This is a genomic window from Acrocarpospora pleiomorpha (assembly GCF_009687885.1).
Classification (GTDB): domain Bacteria; phylum Actinomycetota; class Actinomycetes; order Streptosporangiales; family Streptosporangiaceae; genus Acrocarpospora; species Acrocarpospora pleiomorpha.
In genome coordinates, this window is sequence record NZ_BLAF01000004.1 from 1 (window position 1) to 16,116 (window position 16,116).

Below are 16,116 nucleotides of genomic sequence, written 5' to 3' on the forward strand. Positions count from 1 at the left end.
GCGACGGTCCCGATGAGCGTGCTTGTCGCTACCCAGAGCACGGGTCCTCCTGGAGAGCGTAGTGAGCATCTGAATAACATTCAGCAGTTGGTTCGTCACCGATGCGCGAGGCGCATGTGGACCTAACGGGCGGACCTCAGCTAAACACGCTGCTGGAAGCATGGTCAACAGAAGGCACTGCATCCAGCGGCCCTGTTGCGCCAATGTGACGCCGCTGTGTCCGTTGACGCACATCTTGCGTCCGTGTTAGACAGGGGCTGAATGAGATTCAGTTACAGGATCTGATTCCAGGTTCGGTAGAGGCACAGGAGGTGCCGTTGTGCTCACGTTGCTCACTGACGAGCAGCAGATGCTCCACGAGGTGGCCGGTAAGATCGCAGGCTCGTCAGGTTTGGCGAACCCCAGCGATCTGACCAGCCGAGATCGGGCCGCGGCCTGGCAGTCCCTGGCCCAGGCGGGCCTGCTGGCGCTGCGGACGCGGGACGAGGACGGAAGCCCGGTCGGATCCGGAGTCGAGGTCGCGGTGGTCGCCGAGGCCCTGGGCGCCGGCCTCGTGCCCGTTCCCTATCTCGGTTCCGCTGTTCTCGCGACGGAGCTGCTGGCCCTGGCGGGCGCCCATGACGACGCCGACAGGCTGGCCACGGGAGCCGCACGGGCCGGGGTGCTGCTCAACCGCGACCTGTCCGGGCTGGCCAGGTTCCCGTCGGACGGTCTGGCGTACGGCTGGGACGTCGACGGGGCGGAGGAGGCCCTGGCCCTGGCCGACTCCGCCGAAGGGCTCCGGCTGGTCCGGGTGTCGCTGGACGCCGGTTTCCTCCCGCTGGCCGGCGCCGATCTCACCCGCGGCCTGGTCCGCTCCGACGGACCGGTCGACCCAGGACGCCTGACCACGGTGGGACGCCCGCTGGGGCCCGAGGACCTCCTCCGATGGGAGGCGCTCGCGCTCGCCGCGGTCTGCGCCGACGTGGTGGGTGTCATGCGCTCGGCGGTGGCACGAGCCGTCGACTATGCCAAGGAACGGGTGCAGTACGGCGTCCCCATCGGTTCCTTCCAGGCGGTCCAGCACATGTGCGCGGAGGCGTACGTGAGCGCGGAGGCGGCCGCGAGCGCCACCGGCTACGCCGCGTGGGCGGTGGACGCGCTCGAACCCGCCGAGGCGCTGCTGGCCGCGTGGACCGCGAAGTCGCAGTGCGCCGCCGTCGCGCGTGAGGTGACCGAGACGGTCATGCAGGTGTTCGGCGGCATCGGCCAGACCTATGAGCACATCGCCCACGTGCACACCCGCCGCGCGCTGATGGACCGCCAGGTCTTCGGCGACGAGAGCACCCAACTGCTGCGGATCGCCGACGTCCGGCTGACGGGAGAGTGACCATGGACTATCGCGACACCCCCGAAGAGGCGGAGTTCCGCGCGGACCTGCGCCAGTGGCTGGCCGAGCGCATACCAGCCGGCTGGGACAAGATCGAGGACCCGGAGGAGGCGGTCCGGCTCCGCAAGGCCTGGCACCGCACCCTCTACCAGGCCGGGTACGTCGGCATGAGCTGGCCCGAGGAGTACGGCGGTCGCGGGCTGAGCCCGGTCTACGACGCGATCCTCAACGAGGAAGCGGGCAACCTGAACGCGCCGCCCCTGCCCTCGGTCGGCTACATCGGCAGAGCCATCTTCACCTACGCCTCAGAGGAGCAGAAGAAACGCTTCCTGCCTCCCCTGCTCTCCGGCGACGCGCAGTGGTGCCAGGGCTTCAGCGAGCCGGAGGCGGGCTCCGACCTCGCCTCGCTGCGCACCGCCGCCCGGCTCGACGGCGATCACTACGTGGTGAACGGCCAGAAGATGTGGACCAGCGGCGGCCAGTACGCCGACTGGTGCTTGCTGCTGGCTCGCACCGACCCTGACGTTCCCAAGCACAAGGGCATCTCGGCCTTCCTGGTCTCGATGACCGAACCGGGTGTCACGGTTCGCCCCATCATGATCGCCAGCGGGGAGGCGGAAACCGCCGAGGTCTTCTGGGACGACGTCCGGATCCCGGCGGAGCAGCGGCTCGGCGCGCCCGGTGAGGGCTGGCGCATCGCGATGACGACGGTCGCCTACGAGCGCGGACCGGCCGACATCGGCTTCATCGCCGCCTACCGGCGCACGCTACGTAAGGTGGAACGCCTCGCGGCCGAGCGCGGACTGCTCGCCGAGCCGGAGACGCGCAAGCGGCTGGCCCGCGCGTACGTGCGCGGCGAGGTGCTACGCCTCAACTGCATGGAACAGCTGTCGCTACGGGTCTCCGGGCGACCGCCCGGTCCGGAGGGTTCGGTGGCCAAGCTGCTCTGGGCCGAAGCCGAACAGTCCCTGCAGCATCTGGCCATGGACATCCTCGGCGCCGACGAGCTGACCGGTGCCGCCGAGGGATGGCTCAGCTCGTACTTCACCTCCCGCCCGGTCAGCGTGTACGGCGGGTCCGCGCAGATCCAGAAGAACATCATCGCCCGCATGCTCGACCTGCCGCGCTGAGCGCGGATTCCAGCAGACGACACCCGGTCACAGACCGTTTCGCGGTCATCGCGCCCCTCTCACGTCGGCGCGTCCGCACCCCCCACAAAACCTCCTAAACCACATTCAGTCGCAGGGTCACCCCCGGCTGAGGAGGCTGCAATGCGTTCACGTCCCATCCGTCTCGCCATGATCAGCGCCCTTCTGGTCCTTCCCCTCGCCGCCTGCGGGGCAGCCGAGGAAACCGCTTCCGGCTCCTCGTTCATCGTCTACTTCACCGGCGACTACTCCGGTGCGGTCTCGGCCAACAACGCGAGCATCGACGCGGGCATCAAGCTCGCCGCCGAGGAACTCAACGCCGCCGGCGGCATCGAAGGCCGGAAGATCGTGGTCGAGACCGCCAACGACCAGAACGATCCGACCAAGGCGGTGAGCCTTCTCCAGCAGCGCCTGTCGCAGGGGGTCAAGCCCGACCTGGTCTACCCGGGCAGTTCCAGCGCGGTCTCGCTGTCGCTGCTGCCGATCCTGACCAGGCAGAAGATCATTTCGATCGGCGGCACGGTGAGCAACCTGCTGAACGACCCGGTCAAGTTCCCCTACCACTTCGGCATCTCCTCGCCGGGCAAGGACTACGCCCCGGCGCTGATCCGGCTCGCGCAGGCCAAGGGATACAAGAAGATCGGCATGCTCTACGCCAACGACGCGACCGGCCAGAGCTCGGCGCAGATCTACAAGGGCGCGATCGAGGCCGCGGGGATGGAGTTCGTCGAGGCGCGGTACGAGGCCACCGCGCTCGACATGACCTCCCAGCTCAACCAGCTCAGGGCGCAGAGCCCGGACGCGCTGGTGGTCAACGGGTACGGCACCGCCGCGCTGTACGCCATGCGCAGCCGGGCGCAGATCGGGTGGGACGTGCCGACCTACTGCGACCAGCTCTCCTCGGGTTTCCCGTACCTCAAGAACCTGAAGGAGGAGGAGCTCAAGAACGTCGAAGTGGTCGTCTCCACGGTGACGCTGGCCACCAGCGAGCGGCACCCCGGTCTTGACGCCTTCATCGCGAAGATCAAGGCGGGCCCGGCGGCCGCCGGGATCACCACGACAGGCTGGGGCCTGTTCGCCACCGGTCACGATTCGCTCGCCCTCGCCGCGTACGCGGCCCAGCAGGCCAAGTCCATCGACCCCGACAAGATCAAGGCGGCGATGGAAAGCCTGCCCAAGCCGACCGGTACGCCCCCGTGGTTCTACGCCGGCCCCAAGGGGGACCTGGTGACCTTCAGCTACTCCTCGACGAACCACTTCCCGACCACCAGCGACGCCACCTTCCAGTACGTGCCGCCCGGCGGCTACAGCGGCGAGGGCTTCTACACCTCCGGCAAGGCGTGAGACGGCGATGACGACGGTATGGGCCGGGCTGGCGACGGGAGCCATCTACTCCCTGGTCGCCATCGGATACAACGTGGTGCTCCTCGCCTCCGGCACGTTCAACTTCGCGCACGCGCAGCTGGTGATGGTCGGAACCTTCCTGGCCTACGCGGGCGCGGTCACCTTCGGCCTTCCGGTCGTGCCCACCATCCTGCTGGCCGCGGTGGGCGTGGCGGCGGTCGCGCTGCTGGAGGAGCGGATCGCGATCCGGCCGCTGCTGGGCCGTTCCGATGCGCACGGGGCCCTGATCACGACGGTCGGCGCGGCGACGATCCTGGACGGGCTGGCGGCGGCCATCTGGGGCCGCCAGCCGCTGACGGTGCCGTCCGGCCTGCCGGATCGCCCGCTGGAACTTCTCGGCGGCACGGTCCGGCCGGTCGATCTGGTGCTGATCGCGTTCACCTTGCTGATCGGCGTCGGGCTGCACCTGTGGTCGCGCCACTCGCTGGTCGGCCTGGCCTCGCTGGCGTCGGCTGAGGACCGGGACGCCGCGTCGGCGCGGGGCATCAACGTCCGGCTGCTCGGTGTCGGGGCGTTCGTCGTGGCCGGTCTGATCGCCGGAGCGTTCGGGCTGCTGGTCGGGGCCCGAACCTACGCGGTGTTCAACCTGGGCCACGCGCTGGCGCTGTTCGGCTTCGTGGCGATCGCGATCGGCGGCGCCGGCAGCCAGCTCGGCGGGCTGATCGGCGGGTTCGCCACCGGGCTCATCTACGCCTTCGCCGCGCGCTACGTCGGTGAGGCGTACCCGCAGCTGGTGGTCTTCGGGGTATTCCTGCTGATCCTGTTCCTGCGACCGCGCGGGCTCTTCGGCACCGCGCTCGAACGGCGGGTGTGACCATGACCGCCCTTTTCTTCCGGTTCCGCCCGCTGGGCGCCCTGCTGGCCGTGGCGCTGCTCATGGCCGCCCCGGGGCTGGGCCTGATCAACTCCTACTGGTCCCGCACGGTCATGCTGATCGCGATCCTGAGCCTGCTGGTCAGCGGCCTGAACGTGGTGCTCGGCTACGCCGGGGAGCTGGCGATGGGGCAGGTCGCGCTGTACGCGGTGGGCGCGTACGTGGCCGGTTACCTCGGGGTCCGGTTCGGGGCGACCAACGTGCTGCTGGCGCTGGCGGCGGCCACCCTCGCCGCCGTCGTGGTCGGGCTGGTGACCGGGATACCCGGGCTGCGGCTGGGCGGCTGGTCGCTGGCGATGGTGACGTTCTTCCTGGTCATCCTGGTCCCGAACACGATCGACGTGCTGCACGTGTTCACCGGCGGCACGCTCGGCCTGGCGGCCGCGATCCCGACGCTGTTCGGGATGGAGATCACCGGCACCCGGTTGTACGTGTTCATCCTCGCGGTCACCGCGGTGTGGTTCGCGATCGCCCGCAACCTGCTGCTGTCGCGGCACGGCAACGTGTTCCTCGTCCTGCGGCAGAGCCCGATCCTGGCCTCCACGCTCGGCGTGTCGGTGTACCGGCTGAAACTGCTCGCCTATGTGATCGGCGCGATCCCGGCGGCCGTCGCCGGGGCGCTGTTCTCGATGATCGACGGGTTCATCGCCCCGGAGACCTTCACCTTCGCGCTGGCGCTGAGCGTGCTCGCCGCCTCGGTGGTGGGCGGCGCGACCTCCGTGTACGGCGCCATCGTCGGCGCGGCGGTGCTGCAGATCGGCCAGCAGACCTTCACCCAGTTCCAGGACTGGCAGCTGGTCATCTACGGAGCGTTCCTGCTGGTGGCCGGCGTGCTGTTCAACCGGGGCCTGGCCGGGCTCGCCCACGACGCGCTGGCCGCGGCCCGCCGGCGGGGACTGATCCCCACCCGGCCGGCCGCGGCGGCCTTGGCTGAACCTGGCGAGGCCGGACCGGAACTTGACCGGCTGAACGGCGCGGTGCTCCGTACCGAGAAGCTGAGCAAGTCCTTCGGCGGGAACGCGGCGCTGCGGGAGGTGTCGATCGAGGCCAGGCCCGGCGAGGTGACCGCGCTGATCGGGCCCAACGGCTCCGGCAAGACCACCCTGCTCAACCTGATCTGCGGCTTCTACAAGCCGTCGGGCGGCTCGCTCCGGCTGGACGAGGACCACATCGCCGGGCGCGCGCCGTACCGGATCGCCCGGCTCGGCGTCACCCGCACCTTCCAGACCCCGCTGATCCCCAAGGACATGACCACCCTGGCGTTCGTCGCCACCGGCCGCTACACCAGCCACCGCGTGGGCATCCCGGCCGCGGTGCTCCGGCTGCCCGCGTTCCGGCGCGGGTACGCGGCCGACAACGCCGAGGCGCTGCGGCTGCTGCGCTGGCTGGGCATCCAGGACCTGGCCGGCCAGCAGGTCGACTCGCTGGCGCTGGGCACTCGGCGGCTGGTCGAGGTGGCGCGGGCGCTCGCGTCCGGGCCGAGGGTCTTCCTGTTCGACGAGGTGGGATCGGGGCTCGACGAGAGCGACCTGATGGTGCTGGAAAGCGCGATCGGCGCGATCCGGCGGGCCGGCGGCACCGTGATCCTGGTCGAGCACAACTTCCCCCTGGTACTCAAGCTGGCCGACCGCATCCACGTGCTGAGCCAGGGACAGCTCATCGCCTCCGGCACCCCGGCGCAGATCCAGGCCGACCGCCGGGTGCTCGCCGAGTACACCGGCGCGACCGACGAGCAACCCGAGCAGGAGACCGCCACCACGAGGGGAGCGCAGTGATGCTGAGAGTCTCCGGGATCATCGGTGGTTATGGAGACCTGCGCGTGTTGTGGGGCGTGGATGTGCGGGTCGGCGCCGGGAAGATCACTGTGGTGCTCGGCCGCAACGGAGCGGGGAAGACCTCGCTGCTCAGCGCGATCGCCGGGCTGCTGCCCACGGTCAGCGAGGGCCGGGTGGAGCTGGCCGGGCAGGACCTCACCGGGACCCGCGCGCACCGGCGGATCCGCGCCGGGCTCGGGCTGGTCCAGGAGAACAAGCGGGTCTTCCGTGCCAGGTCGGTGGAGGAGAACCTGCTGCTGGGCGGGTACACGCTGCCGGGCCGCGGGCTGCGCGCCGCAGCTCGACGCGAGGCACTGGAACAGGCCTACCGGCGGTTTCCGATGCTGGGGGAGCGCCGCCGCGTCCCGGCCGGGAGCCTGTCGGGCGGACAGCAGCAGATGCTCGCGATCGGCCAGGCGTTGATGCCCGGCCCCAAGCTGCTCATGCTCGACGAGCCGTCAGCCGGTCTGGCGCCCTCCATCGTCAACGAAGTCCTCGGGATGGTGGCCGCGCTACGGGCGGAAGGGCTGTCCATCCTCCTGGTCGAGCAGCGCGTGGAGCACGCGCTGGCGATAGCCGACGACGTCGCGGTGATGGAGAACGGGCGGATCGTCGCCGCCGGCCCCAAGGCCGAATTCGACGACGGCTCGCTGATCCGCGAGGTCTACCTGGGCCGGACGGGCGAGCAGATGAACACGGGCAACCGGTGAAAGGAAATACAGGAATGCTGTTGAAGGACAAGGTTGCCGTGGTCACCGGGGCCGCGCAGGGCATCGGCCGGGCGATCGCCGAGGCCTACGCCCGGGAGGGCGCGCGGGTCGCCGTGGTGGACGTGTGGGCGGAGGCCGCCGAGGAGGTGGCCGCCGGGATTCGCGACGCCGGCCGGGAAGCGCTCGCCGTGCCCTGCGACGTGTCGAGCCGCCCGGAGGTGAACCAGGCGGCGGAGCGCGTCAAGGAGGTCTACGGGACGGTTGACGTGCTGGTGAACAACGCGGGCATCATCCGCCCGGCGATGCTGCACAAGATGACCGACGAGGAGTGGGATCGGGTCATCGCGGTCCACCTCTCCGGATCGTTCTACTGGTTGCAGGCGGTGGTCCGCGACATGATCGAGCAGGAGAGCGGGCGGATCATCTTCACCTCCTCCTCGACCGCCCAGAACGGGTCCATCGGGCAGATCAACTACGCCGCGGCCAAATCCGGGATGCTCGGCATGGTCCGCAGCGCGGCACGCGAGCTCGGCCGTTACAACATCCTGGTCAACGCGGTGGCCCCGGCCGCCGCGACCGGCATGACGTTGAAGGTCCGCACCGACCCGCGCTTCGCCGACGCGGTCAAGCGCCTTCCGCTGCGCAGACACGCGGAGCCCGAGGAGATCGCGCCGACCTTCGTCTATCTCGCCTCGGAGGCGTCCAGCTACGTCACCGGACAGGTGATCTCGGTGGACGGCGGCGGAATGATGGTGCGCTGAGGTGACGGCGAGCCTGGGGCGGCGTCCACTCGACGGTGTACGCGTGGTGACGTTCGCCCAGATGTACCAGGGCCCGTACGCGACGATGCTGCTCGCCGACCTCGGCGCGGACGTGATCATCGTCGAGCGGCCCCGGACCGGGGACCTGGCCCGCGCCCAGGGCGCCATCTTCGACGCGCTGAACCGCGGCAAACGTTCCGTGACCCTGGATCTCAAACAACCGGCCGACCAGGAGCGGGCGCGCCGGCTCGCGGGCACCGCGGACGTGCTGTTCGAGGCGTACCGGCCGGGCACGATGGCGCGGTTCGGTCTCGGGTACGCGGAGTTGAGCGCCGTCCACCCCCGGCTGGTTTACGTGTCGGTCTCCGGCTTCGGGCAGGACGGTCCGTACCGCGACAGAGCAGGGCACGACCTGATGTACCAGGCGGCGGCCGGCCTGCTCAGCCGGCTCTGCGACCGGCCGGAAGCGGTGCTCCCTGCCCCTGACCTGGAGGTGGGCGCGATCGTCGGCGCCCTCTACGCGGCGCTGGGGGCACTGGTCGGCCTGGTCGGCCGGACCGCCACCGGGCACGGCACCCACGTCGACCTGTCCACCCACGAGGCGTTGGTGGCCATCATGGCCATCCACGTTGAGCAGGTGCTCAACGAGCCGGGCGGATCCGCCGCGCCACCGGGCCGGGAACCCGGATACGGGGTCTACCGCTGCGCGGACGGACTGCTGATCGCGCTGGGCATCGGCTTCGAGGACCATTTCTGGGAGCTGCTGTGCCAGGAGACCGGACTGGCGGGGCACACGCGGCTGCGCCAGCGGGAACGCCTGGCCCGCGGCGATGCCCTGACCGGAGAACTGGCCCGGGTGCTGGCCACCCGCACCCGCGCCGAGTGGCAGGAAAGGTTCGACCGGGCCGGGGTGCCGGCGGGGCCGGTGCACCGACTCGACGAGGCACTCGGCGATCCGCACCTCGCGGCACGTGAGGTGATCCGGCCGCTCGCGGGCCCCTCGCCGCGGCGGTACGTGCGGCAGCCCCTGCGCCTGAGCGCCTACCCCGCGCCCGATCCCGATCCCGCTCCGCTCCTGGGCGAGCACACCGCTTCGATCCTGCACGAGTTGGACGCGCCGTCCGCATCCCGAGGAGGCAACTGACATGACCGCATCCCGGCCACCACTCGATCGGCTCCTCACGCCCCGTTCGATCGCGATGGTGGGCGCGTCCAACAGCCCGACCCGCATCGGCGGCACCGTCTTCGCCAATCTGCTCCGCGCCTTCCCCGGCGACGTCCACCCCGTCCACCCCAAGGACCAGGTGGTCCAGGGCCGTCCGGCCTTCCGCACCGTCGGCGAGCTCCCGGAACCGGTGGACCTGGCGGTGATCGCGGTACCCGCGGCCGCCGTGGTCGACGTGGTCGCCGAGTGCGCGGCCAGGGGCGTCGGCGGCGCGACGATCATCACCTCGGGGTTCGCCGAGGCCGGGCCGGAAGGCCGCGCCCTGCAGGACCGGCTCACCCAGGTGTCGCGGGAGACGGGCATCCGCGTCATCGGACCCAACTGCATCGGATACATGAACGCCCACGACGGGGTGATGGCCAACTTCATGGTCACGGTGGATGAGCCGCTGCCGCGGCCAGGGCCGGTCGCGCTCGTCTCCCAGAGCGGCGGATTCGGCTCCTACATCACCAACAAGGCGGTGCTGGCCGGGCTGCGGCTGGGCTGGTTCGTCTCCACCGGCAACGAGGCCGACGTGAACGTAACCGGCGTGCTACGCCATCTGGTGGAGCGTCCGGAGGTGGGGGTGCTTCTGTCGTTCATGGAGACCCTGCGCGACCCCGAGGTCTTCATCGACACCGCACGCCGCGCCGCCGAACTGGACAAGCCGCTGATCCTCCTGAAGGCCGGCCGTTCCGAGGAGGCGGCGCGGGCGGCGCTCAGTCACACCGCCTCGATCGTGGGTTCCGCCCAGGTTCTGGATGCGGTCTGCCGTCAGTACGGCGTCTTCGTCGCCTCGACCATGGAGGAACTGCTCGACCTCGGCACGATCTTCCAGAACGGCCGGCGTGCCCGCGGGAACCGGGTGATCGTGATGACCTCCTCCGGAGGCGCCGGAGTGCTGCTCGCCGACGAGGCGGGGCAGGCGGGGCTTTCGGTGCCCGTGCTCCCCGAGGAGGAGCAGCAGGCGCTGATCGCCGACATGCCCGTGCCGTTCTACGGCAGCGCCGCCAACCCGGTGGACACCACCGCCCAGACCACCGCGATGCCCGGCGCCTACCGGAAGGTGCTCTTCTCGGTCGCCCGCAGCGCGTCCGCCGACCTGGTGAGCGCGGTCACCTGGGCGCGGCCGGGGCCGGCCAACGACGCCATTGTGGAGATGTACCAGAGTACGGACAAGCCGGTGGCGATCCTGTCCACCGCGTGGAGCGAGCAGTTCCAGCAGGCCGGAGTGCCCACCTACACCGATCCCCGGCGGGCGATGATCGCGCTGGCCGCGCTCGTCCGGCAGTCCGGCCGCCGCCCGCCCGGCTCCGCGCGATTCACCGCCGACGCGGAACGAGCGCGGGCGGCGCGGGAGCTGATCGCCGCCGCCGACGGTCAGACCACGCTGCTGGAGTCGACCGGAAAGAGCATCCTGGCCCGGTACGGCGTGCCGGTGACCCGCGAGGAGATGGCGGCCGACGTGGACGGCGCCGTCGCGGCGGCCGAGCGCATCGGCGGGCCGGTGGTGCTGAAGGTGATGTCCTACCAGCTGCCGCACAAGTCCGACGCGGGCGCGATCCGGCTCGGCCTGCACGGACAGGACGCGGTCCGGGAGGCGTACCAGGACATGCTCGCCGAGGTCTCCGTCCGGGCGCCGGAGGCAGTGGTGGAGGGCGTGCTGGTCCAGCGGATGGCGCCCGCGCGGCTGGAGCTGACCTGTGGGATGCGGCGCGACCCTGTCTTCGGGCCGATGGTCGCGGTCGGGCTCGGCGGCGTGCTGGTGGAGGTGCTCAGCGAGGCCGTCCTGCTGCGCCCGCCGTTCGACGCCGGCACCGCCACGGAGGCGCTGGGCGAGCTGCTCGGCGGGCGCCTGGTGACGGGACGGCGTGGCCTGGCCGAGGACGAGCGTGCGGTCACGGCCCGGGTGATGGTCGCCCTCGGTGAACTGGCGCTGGAACTGGACGAGGTGAGCGAGGTCGACGTGAACCCGCTGCGCGTCGCCGGCGGCGCCGTGCTCGCCGCCGACGCGTTGATCGTGGTGCGGCATGGCTGACCGCCGCGACCTGATCGGCCACACCTACCCGCCGTACACGCTGCCGGTGGAGCACGGCAAGGTGCGCGAGTTCGCCCTCGCCGTCAAGGACGCCGACCCGGCCTACCGCGACCTGGAAGAGGCGCACGCCGCCGGATACCGGAGCCTTCCCGTGCCGCCGACCTTCTCCGCCGTGACCTCCCACTGGGCCGCCCGGCAGGACGTGCTCGGCCTGGACCTGCGCCGGGTCCTGGCGGGCGGGGCCGAGTGGGAGTACCTGGGCGAAATCGTCGCCGGTGACGTACTGACCGTGCGGTCGCGCGTCGCCGACGTCCAGGAGAAGAACGGAAGCCGCGGCCCGATGACGCTGATCGTCACCGAGCACGACTTCGTCAATCAGCAGGCGGAGACCGTGTTGCGGCTCCGAAGCACAGCAATCGAACTGGGGGAGACATGACCAAGCCGGAGACCGCGGCGCGGATGGCGCCGGGTCACCCCGTGCCGCCCGCCTCGGTCCACCGTGTCGGCCCGCTGACGCGCACCGACTTCGTGCGCTACGCCGGTGCCGGGGGGGACTTCAATCCGATCCACCACGACGAGACCTTCGCGCGGGCCGCCGGATACCCTGCGGTGTTCGGGCACGGGCTGCTCACGGCGGGAATCCTCGGCGGCTACGCCGCGTCCTGGCTGGGGCGGCGGAACCTGCGCCGTTTCAGCGTGCGCTACGTGGATCAGGTCTGGCCGGGCGACACCCTCGTGCTCAGCGGCGAGGTACTCGGCTGCCAGAGCGCCCCGGACGGCGGCACCGAGGTCGAGGTGGGGCTCCTGGTGCACAGCGAAGCCGAAGGACGCCAGCCGAGGCTGGTGCTCCGCGGCGGCGCGACCGCCGTCTATGCCTCCGCACCGGCGGGAGCGCGGCCATGACCGCGATCGCCCCGCACCGCGAGTACATCGACCGCCTCGCCGCGGGCGAGGTGCCCTTCCAGCGGTGTACGGCGTGCCAGGCCGCGGTGTTCTTCCCTCGCATCCTCTGCCCCCAGTGCGGCTCCACGCGGCTGAACTGGTGCCCCAGCGCCGGACTCGGCACGGTCTACTCGGTCAGCGTCCTGTCCCCGCGTGACGCCCTGCCCTACCCGGTCGCGCTGGTGGACCTGGACGAGGGGTTCCGCATGATGAGCACGGTCGTGGGGATTCCCGCCGAGGACGTCCGAATCGGGATGCGGGTGCGCGCCAGGGTCGACCAGACCGGCCCTCGAGTCGAGTTCACCGTCCTGGAGGGACGTTCATGAGCGGGCCCGATCTGCGCGGCGCCGCCGCGATCGTGGGAGTCGCCGAATCCGACCTCGGGGAGGTCGGTCAGGACAGATACGCCATCGAACTCGCCGCTCAGGCGGCGAGCGCGGCGCTCGCCGAGGCGGGACTGTCCGTCCGGGACGTGGACGGGCTGTTCTGCGCCATCGCCGGGCGGGGAATGGCGCCGCTCGACGTCGCCGAATACCTGGGCGTGCGGCCCCGGTACACCGACGGCACGATGGTGGGCGGCAGTTCGTTCGTCTCCCACCTGCACCACGCCGCCCTGGCCATCGCGACGGGCGCGTGCGAGATCGCCCTGATCGTCTACGGCAGCACCGCCCGCTCCGACAGCGGGCGCGGCCGGCTGCCCGGCGGGCCGCCGGAGCTGCCCTCCTACGAGGCGCCCTACCGGCCGCGCATGCCGATCACCGGGTACGCCCTGGCCGCGGCCCGCCACATGCACCAGTACGGCACCACCCGCGCCCAGCTCGCCGAGGTCGCGGTCGCCGCCCGCCGATGGGCCATGCTCAACCCGAAGGCGTTCGCCCGCGACCCGCTCACCATCGAGGACGTGCTCACCAGCCGCGTCATCTCCAGCCCGCTGTCGGCGCTGGACTGCTGTCTGGTCACCGACGGCGGCGGGGCGGTCGTGGTGACCAGGGCCGACCGCGCCAGGGACCTGCCCCGCCCGCCGGTCTACCTGCTCGGCGCGGGGGAGGCGCACTGGCATCGCACCATCGCGCAGATGCCCGACCTCACCGTCACCGCGGCCACCGAATCCGCGTCCCGCGCCTACGCGATGGCCAAGCTCGGACCGGGCGACGTGGATGTGGTGCAGCTGTACGACGCCTTCACCATCAACACCATCCTGTTCCTGGAGGACCTGGGCTTCTGCGCGAAGGGGGAGGGCGGCGACTTCGTCTCCGGCGGACGGATCGCGCCCGGCGGGGCGCTTCCCGTCAACACCAACGGCGGCGGCCTCTCCTACTGCCATCCCGGCATGTACGGCATCTTCACCATCATCGAGGCGACCCGCCAGATCCGCGGCGAGGCGGGCGAGCGGCAGCAACCCGGGGCGACGATCGCCATCGCCCACGGCAACGGCGGCCAGCTCTCCAACCAGGCGACCGCGATCCTCGGATCGGAGGAGAGCCTGTGACCACCGTCCTGACGGAGCGGGACGGCGCCGTGCTGATCGTGACGTTGAACCGCCCGGAGAAGCTCAACGCGCTGGACGCGGACACCTTGTACGCGCTCGCCGACGCCTGGCACGAGGCGGCCGACCCAGAGGTCGAGGCGGTCGTCGTCACCGGCAACGGCCGTGGTTTCTGCGCGGGCGCCGACCTGCGCGCGGCACAGGCGCCCGCGCGGCCGGGGAGCAGCGGCCTGCGGCACACCTATCACCCGCACGTGCTCGCCATGGCGGCGCTGGAGAAACCCGTGATCGCGGCGGTGAACGGACCGGCCGCGGGCGCGGGACTGTCCCTCGCCGCCGCGGCCGACCTGCGAATCGCCGCCGACACGGCCACATTCGTCCCGGCCTTCACCGCGGTGGGCCTGGTGCCCGACGCGGGCGGCGCCTACTTCCTGCCGCGTCTGCTCGGGTACGCCCGCGCCTACCAGTGGCTGGTCACCGGCCGGCCGCTCACCGCCGCGCAGGCGCTCGACTGGGGACTCGTCTCCGAAGTGGTGCCCGCCGACGACCTACTGCCGCACACCCTGCGGCTCGCCCACCAGATGACCGAGACCCCGGGCGTCGCGGTGGGCCTCACCAAGCGGCTGCTCGACTACGGCCTCAACCACGGGCTGGCCGAACTGCTGGACGAAGAAGCGCGCCTGCAGGCGCTGGCCGTCGCGGCGCCCGGGCGGCAGCAGGCCCGCGCCCAGGTGGTACGCCGACTTTCCGGTACCGAGGAGGACCAATGAGCGATTACAAGACCCTGCTGGTGAACGTCGATGACGGTCTGGCCACCATCGCGTTGAACCGGCCCGAGCGGCTGAACGCGATCGGCGGTGGGCTGGAGGCCGAGCTGGGCCGCGCGCTGGCCGAGGTGGCGGCGGATTCGTCGGTGCGGGCGGTGCTGCTGCGGGGCGAAGGGCGGGCCTTCTGCGCCGGGGGCGACGTCAAGGACATGGCCGGGCGCGCCGCCGACGAGGTCGGGCCGAGCGCGGGCCAGCAGGTGTACCAACTCCTGCACGGCCGCGACATCCTGGAGGCCATCCTCTCGGTGCCCCAGCCCATCGTCGCGGCCGTGCACGGGTACGCGATGGGGCTGGGCGCGACGATCGCGCTGTTCTGCGACGTGGTGATCGCGGCCAGGGACGCCCAGTTCGCCGACACCCACGTCTCGGTCGGCCTGGTGGCGGGCGACGGCGGAGCGGTGGCGTGGCCGCTGGCGATGCCGCTCGGGGCGGCACGGTACTACCTGATGACCGGTGACCGGCTCAGCGGGACCGAGGCCGCCCGGCTGGGGCTGGCGCTGCGCGCGGTGCCGGCCGCCGACCTGCTGGCCGAGGCGACCACGGTCGCGCGGCGGCTGGCCGACGCCGCCCCGCTGGCCGTTCAGGGCACCAAGGCGACCGTCAACAAGATCGTAAGGGAGCGCCTGAACCTGCTGCTCGACCTCGGGCTCGTGCTGGAGGGCGGCACCTTCGTCAGCGAGGACCACAAGGAGGCGGCCGCCGCGTTCGTGGAGAAGCGCGAGCCCGTCTTCCGGGGCCGGTGACCCATGAAGATCGTTGTGTGCGTCAAGTACGTTCCCGACCCCGTCTCCCAGCCCCGGTTCACCGCCGGGCACACGGTCGACCGCGAAGGCGTTCCCGGCCGCCTCTCCGAACTGGACGAGTACGCGGTCGAGCAGGCGCTCCGGGTCGCGGACGCGGCGCCGGACACCCACGTCACCCATCTGACCGTCGGGCCGGCCCCGGCGGCGGAGGCGCTCCGCAAGGCGCTGGCGATGGGCGGGCACGCGGCGGTGCACGTCAGCGACGACGCGATCGCCGGGTCGGACGCGGCGGCCACCGCCCTGGTCCTCGCCACGGCGCTGCGCCGCCTGGAGCCGGATCTCGTGCTGTGCGCGATGGCCTCCACCGACGGCGGCACCTCGCTGGTGCCGGCCATGCTCGCCGAGCACCTGGAACTGCCGCAGCTCACCTTCGCCAACGAGGTGACCGTGACGCCGGACACCGTGAGCATCCGGCGTGAGGGCGCGAAGGCGACCGAACACCTGGAGGCGGCCCTGCCCGCGCTGGTCTCGGTGACCGACCGCATCGGCGATCCTCGGTATCCGTCCTTCAAAGGGATCATGGCGGCGAAGAAGAAGTCCCTGGAGACATGGACCCTCGCCGACCTCGGGATGCCCGCCGACCAGGTCGGGGCGGGCGCCGCTCGCACGGTGGTGGACGAGATCACGCCCCGCCCGCCCCGGGTCGCCGGGACCGCCGTGCCGGACGAGGGCGAGGGCGGGCGGTACCTCGCCGAGTTCCTGGCCGCGAAGAAGTTCATCTGAGGAAGGGATCGTT

The 16,116-nt window shown here is 71.4% G+C and carries 16 protein-coding genes; all 16 read left to right on the forward strand.

Annotated features, from left to right (window positions below):
- Positions 1-319 precede the first annotated feature (319 nt).
- Positions 320-1,369: an acyl-CoA dehydrogenase family protein gene (locus tag Aple_RS00025; RefSeq protein ID WP_155342319.1), complete on the forward strand. Its 1,050-nt coding sequence runs from the start codon at positions 320-322 to the stop codon at positions 1,367-1,369.
- Between the two features lie 2 nt (positions 1,370-1,371).
- On the forward strand, positions 1,372-2,499 hold the full coding sequence (locus tag Aple_RS00030) for an acyl-CoA dehydrogenase family protein (RefSeq protein ID WP_155342320.1): 1,128 nt from the start codon (positions 1,372-1,374) through the stop codon (positions 2,497-2,499).
- Positions 2,500-2,640: 141 nt separating this feature from the next.
- Positions 2,641-3,861, forward strand: a complete 1,221-nt coding sequence (locus Aple_RS00035; protein WP_155342321.1) for an ABC transporter substrate-binding protein — start codon at positions 2,641-2,643, stop codon at positions 3,859-3,861.
- Between the two features lie 7 nt (positions 3,862-3,868).
- Complete coding sequence (locus tag Aple_RS00040; RefSeq protein WP_155342322.1) at positions 3,869-4,735, forward strand: branched-chain amino acid ABC transporter permease; 867 nt, start codon at positions 3,869-3,871, stop codon at positions 4,733-4,735.
- Between the two features lie 2 nt (positions 4,736-4,737).
- Entirely contained in the window at positions 4,738-6,570 is a 1,833-nt protein-coding gene (locus Aple_RS00045) for a branched-chain amino acid ABC transporter ATP-binding protein/permease (RefSeq protein WP_155342323.1), read from the forward strand.
- On the forward strand, positions 6,570-7,319 hold the full coding sequence (locus Aple_RS00050; RefSeq protein WP_155342324.1) for an ABC transporter ATP-binding protein: 750 nt from the start codon (positions 6,570-6,572) through the stop codon (positions 7,317-7,319). The genes Aple_RS00045 and Aple_RS00050 overlap by 1 nt, the downstream gene beginning before the upstream one ends.
- 20 nt (positions 7,320-7,339) lie before the next feature.
- Positions 7,340-8,080 (forward strand): SDR family NAD(P)-dependent oxidoreductase, encoded by a 741-nt coding sequence (locus Aple_RS00055; protein ID WP_218038023.1) that lies wholly within the window; start codon positions 7,340-7,342, stop codon positions 8,078-8,080.
- Position 8,081: 1 nt separating this feature from the next.
- Entirely contained in the window at positions 8,082-9,224 is a 1,143-nt protein-coding gene (locus tag Aple_RS00060; RefSeq protein ID WP_155342326.1) for a CaiB/BaiF CoA transferase family protein, read from the forward strand.
- 1 nt (position 9,225) lies between these two features.
- Positions 9,226-11,322 carry an acetate--CoA ligase family protein gene (locus tag Aple_RS00065; RefSeq protein ID WP_155342327.1) on the forward strand — a complete coding sequence of 699 codons (2,097 nt, stop codon included), beginning with the start codon at positions 9,226-9,228 and terminating at the stop codon, positions 11,320-11,322.
- Entirely contained in the window at positions 11,315-11,758 is a 444-nt protein-coding gene (locus tag Aple_RS00070) for an FAS1-like dehydratase domain-containing protein (RefSeq protein ID WP_155342328.1), read from the forward strand. The genes Aple_RS00065 and Aple_RS00070 overlap by 8 nt, the downstream gene beginning before the upstream one ends.
- Positions 11,755-12,225: a MaoC/PaaZ C-terminal domain-containing protein gene (locus tag Aple_RS00075; RefSeq protein ID WP_218038024.1), complete on the forward strand. Its 471-nt coding sequence runs from the start codon at positions 11,755-11,757 to the stop codon at positions 12,223-12,225. Before Aple_RS00070 ends, Aple_RS00075 begins: the two co-directional genes overlap by 4 nt.
- Entirely contained in the window at positions 12,222-12,590 is a 369-nt protein-coding gene (locus tag Aple_RS00080) for a Zn-ribbon domain-containing OB-fold protein (protein WP_155342329.1), read from the forward strand. The genes Aple_RS00075 and Aple_RS00080 overlap by 4 nt, the downstream gene beginning before the upstream one ends.
- Positions 12,587-13,753 (forward strand): acetyl-CoA acetyltransferase, encoded by a 1,167-nt coding sequence (locus tag Aple_RS00085; RefSeq protein WP_155342330.1) that lies wholly within the window; start codon positions 12,587-12,589, stop codon positions 13,751-13,753. The genes Aple_RS00080 and Aple_RS00085 overlap by 4 nt, the downstream gene beginning before the upstream one ends.
- On the forward strand, positions 13,750-14,520 hold the full coding sequence (locus Aple_RS00090; protein ID WP_155342331.1) for an enoyl-CoA hydratase/isomerase family protein: 771 nt from the start codon (positions 13,750-13,752) through the stop codon (positions 14,518-14,520). Before Aple_RS00085 ends, Aple_RS00090 begins: the two co-directional genes overlap by 4 nt.
- Entirely contained in the window at positions 14,517-15,320 is an 804-nt protein-coding gene (locus Aple_RS00095; RefSeq protein WP_155342332.1) for an enoyl-CoA hydratase/isomerase family protein, read from the forward strand. Before Aple_RS00090 ends, Aple_RS00095 begins: the two co-directional genes overlap by 4 nt.
- 3 nt (positions 15,321-15,323) lie before the next feature.
- Entirely contained in the window at positions 15,324-16,103 is a 780-nt protein-coding gene (locus tag Aple_RS00100) for an electron transfer flavoprotein subunit beta/FixA family protein (RefSeq protein ID WP_155342333.1), read from the forward strand.
- Positions 16,104-16,116 lie beyond the last annotated feature (13 nt).

What these genes read in the sequence shown, in the direction of transcription:
- Aple_RS00050 (WP_155342324.1), top strand. Translation starts at nt 6,570, where the DNA reads ATGCTGAGAGTCTCCGGGATCATCGGTGGTTATGGAGACCTGCGCGTG.
- Aple_RS00100 (WP_155342333.1), top strand. Translation starts at nt 15,324, where the DNA reads ATGAAGATCGTTGTGTGCGTCAAGTACGTTCCCGACCCCGTCTCCCAG.
- Aple_RS00045 (WP_155342323.1), top strand. Translation starts at nt 4,738, where the DNA reads ATGACCGCCCTTTTCTTCCGGTTCCGCCCGCTGGGCGCCCTGCTGGCC.
- Aple_RS00075 (WP_218038024.1), top strand. Translation starts at nt 11,755, where the DNA reads ATGACCAAGCCGGAGACCGCGGCGCGGATGGCGCCGGGTCACCCCGTG.
- Aple_RS00095 (WP_155342332.1), top strand. Translation starts at nt 14,517, where the DNA reads ATGAGCGATTACAAGACCCTGCTGGTGAACGTCGATGACGGTCTGGCC.
- Aple_RS00040 (WP_155342322.1), top strand. Translation starts at nt 3,869, where the DNA reads ATGACGACGGTATGGGCCGGGCTGGCGACGGGAGCCATCTACTCCCTG.
- Aple_RS00035 (WP_155342321.1), top strand. Translation starts at nt 2,641, where the DNA reads ATGCGTTCACGTCCCATCCGTCTCGCCATGATCAGCGCCCTTCTGGTC.
- Aple_RS00030 (WP_155342320.1), top strand. Translation starts at nt 1,372, where the DNA reads ATGGACTATCGCGACACCCCCGAAGAGGCGGAGTTCCGCGCGGACCTG.
- Aple_RS00080 (WP_155342329.1), top strand. Translation starts at nt 12,222, where the DNA reads ATGACCGCGATCGCCCCGCACCGCGAGTACATCGACCGCCTCGCCGCG.
- Aple_RS00085 (WP_155342330.1), top strand. Translation starts at nt 12,587, where the DNA reads ATGAGCGGGCCCGATCTGCGCGGCGCCGCCGCGATCGTGGGAGTCGCC.
- Aple_RS00070 (WP_155342328.1), top strand. Translation starts at nt 11,315, where the DNA reads ATGGCTGACCGCCGCGACCTGATCGGCCACACCTACCCGCCGTACACG.
- Aple_RS00065 (WP_155342327.1), top strand. Translation starts at nt 9,226, where the DNA reads ATGACCGCATCCCGGCCACCACTCGATCGGCTCCTCACGCCCCGTTCG.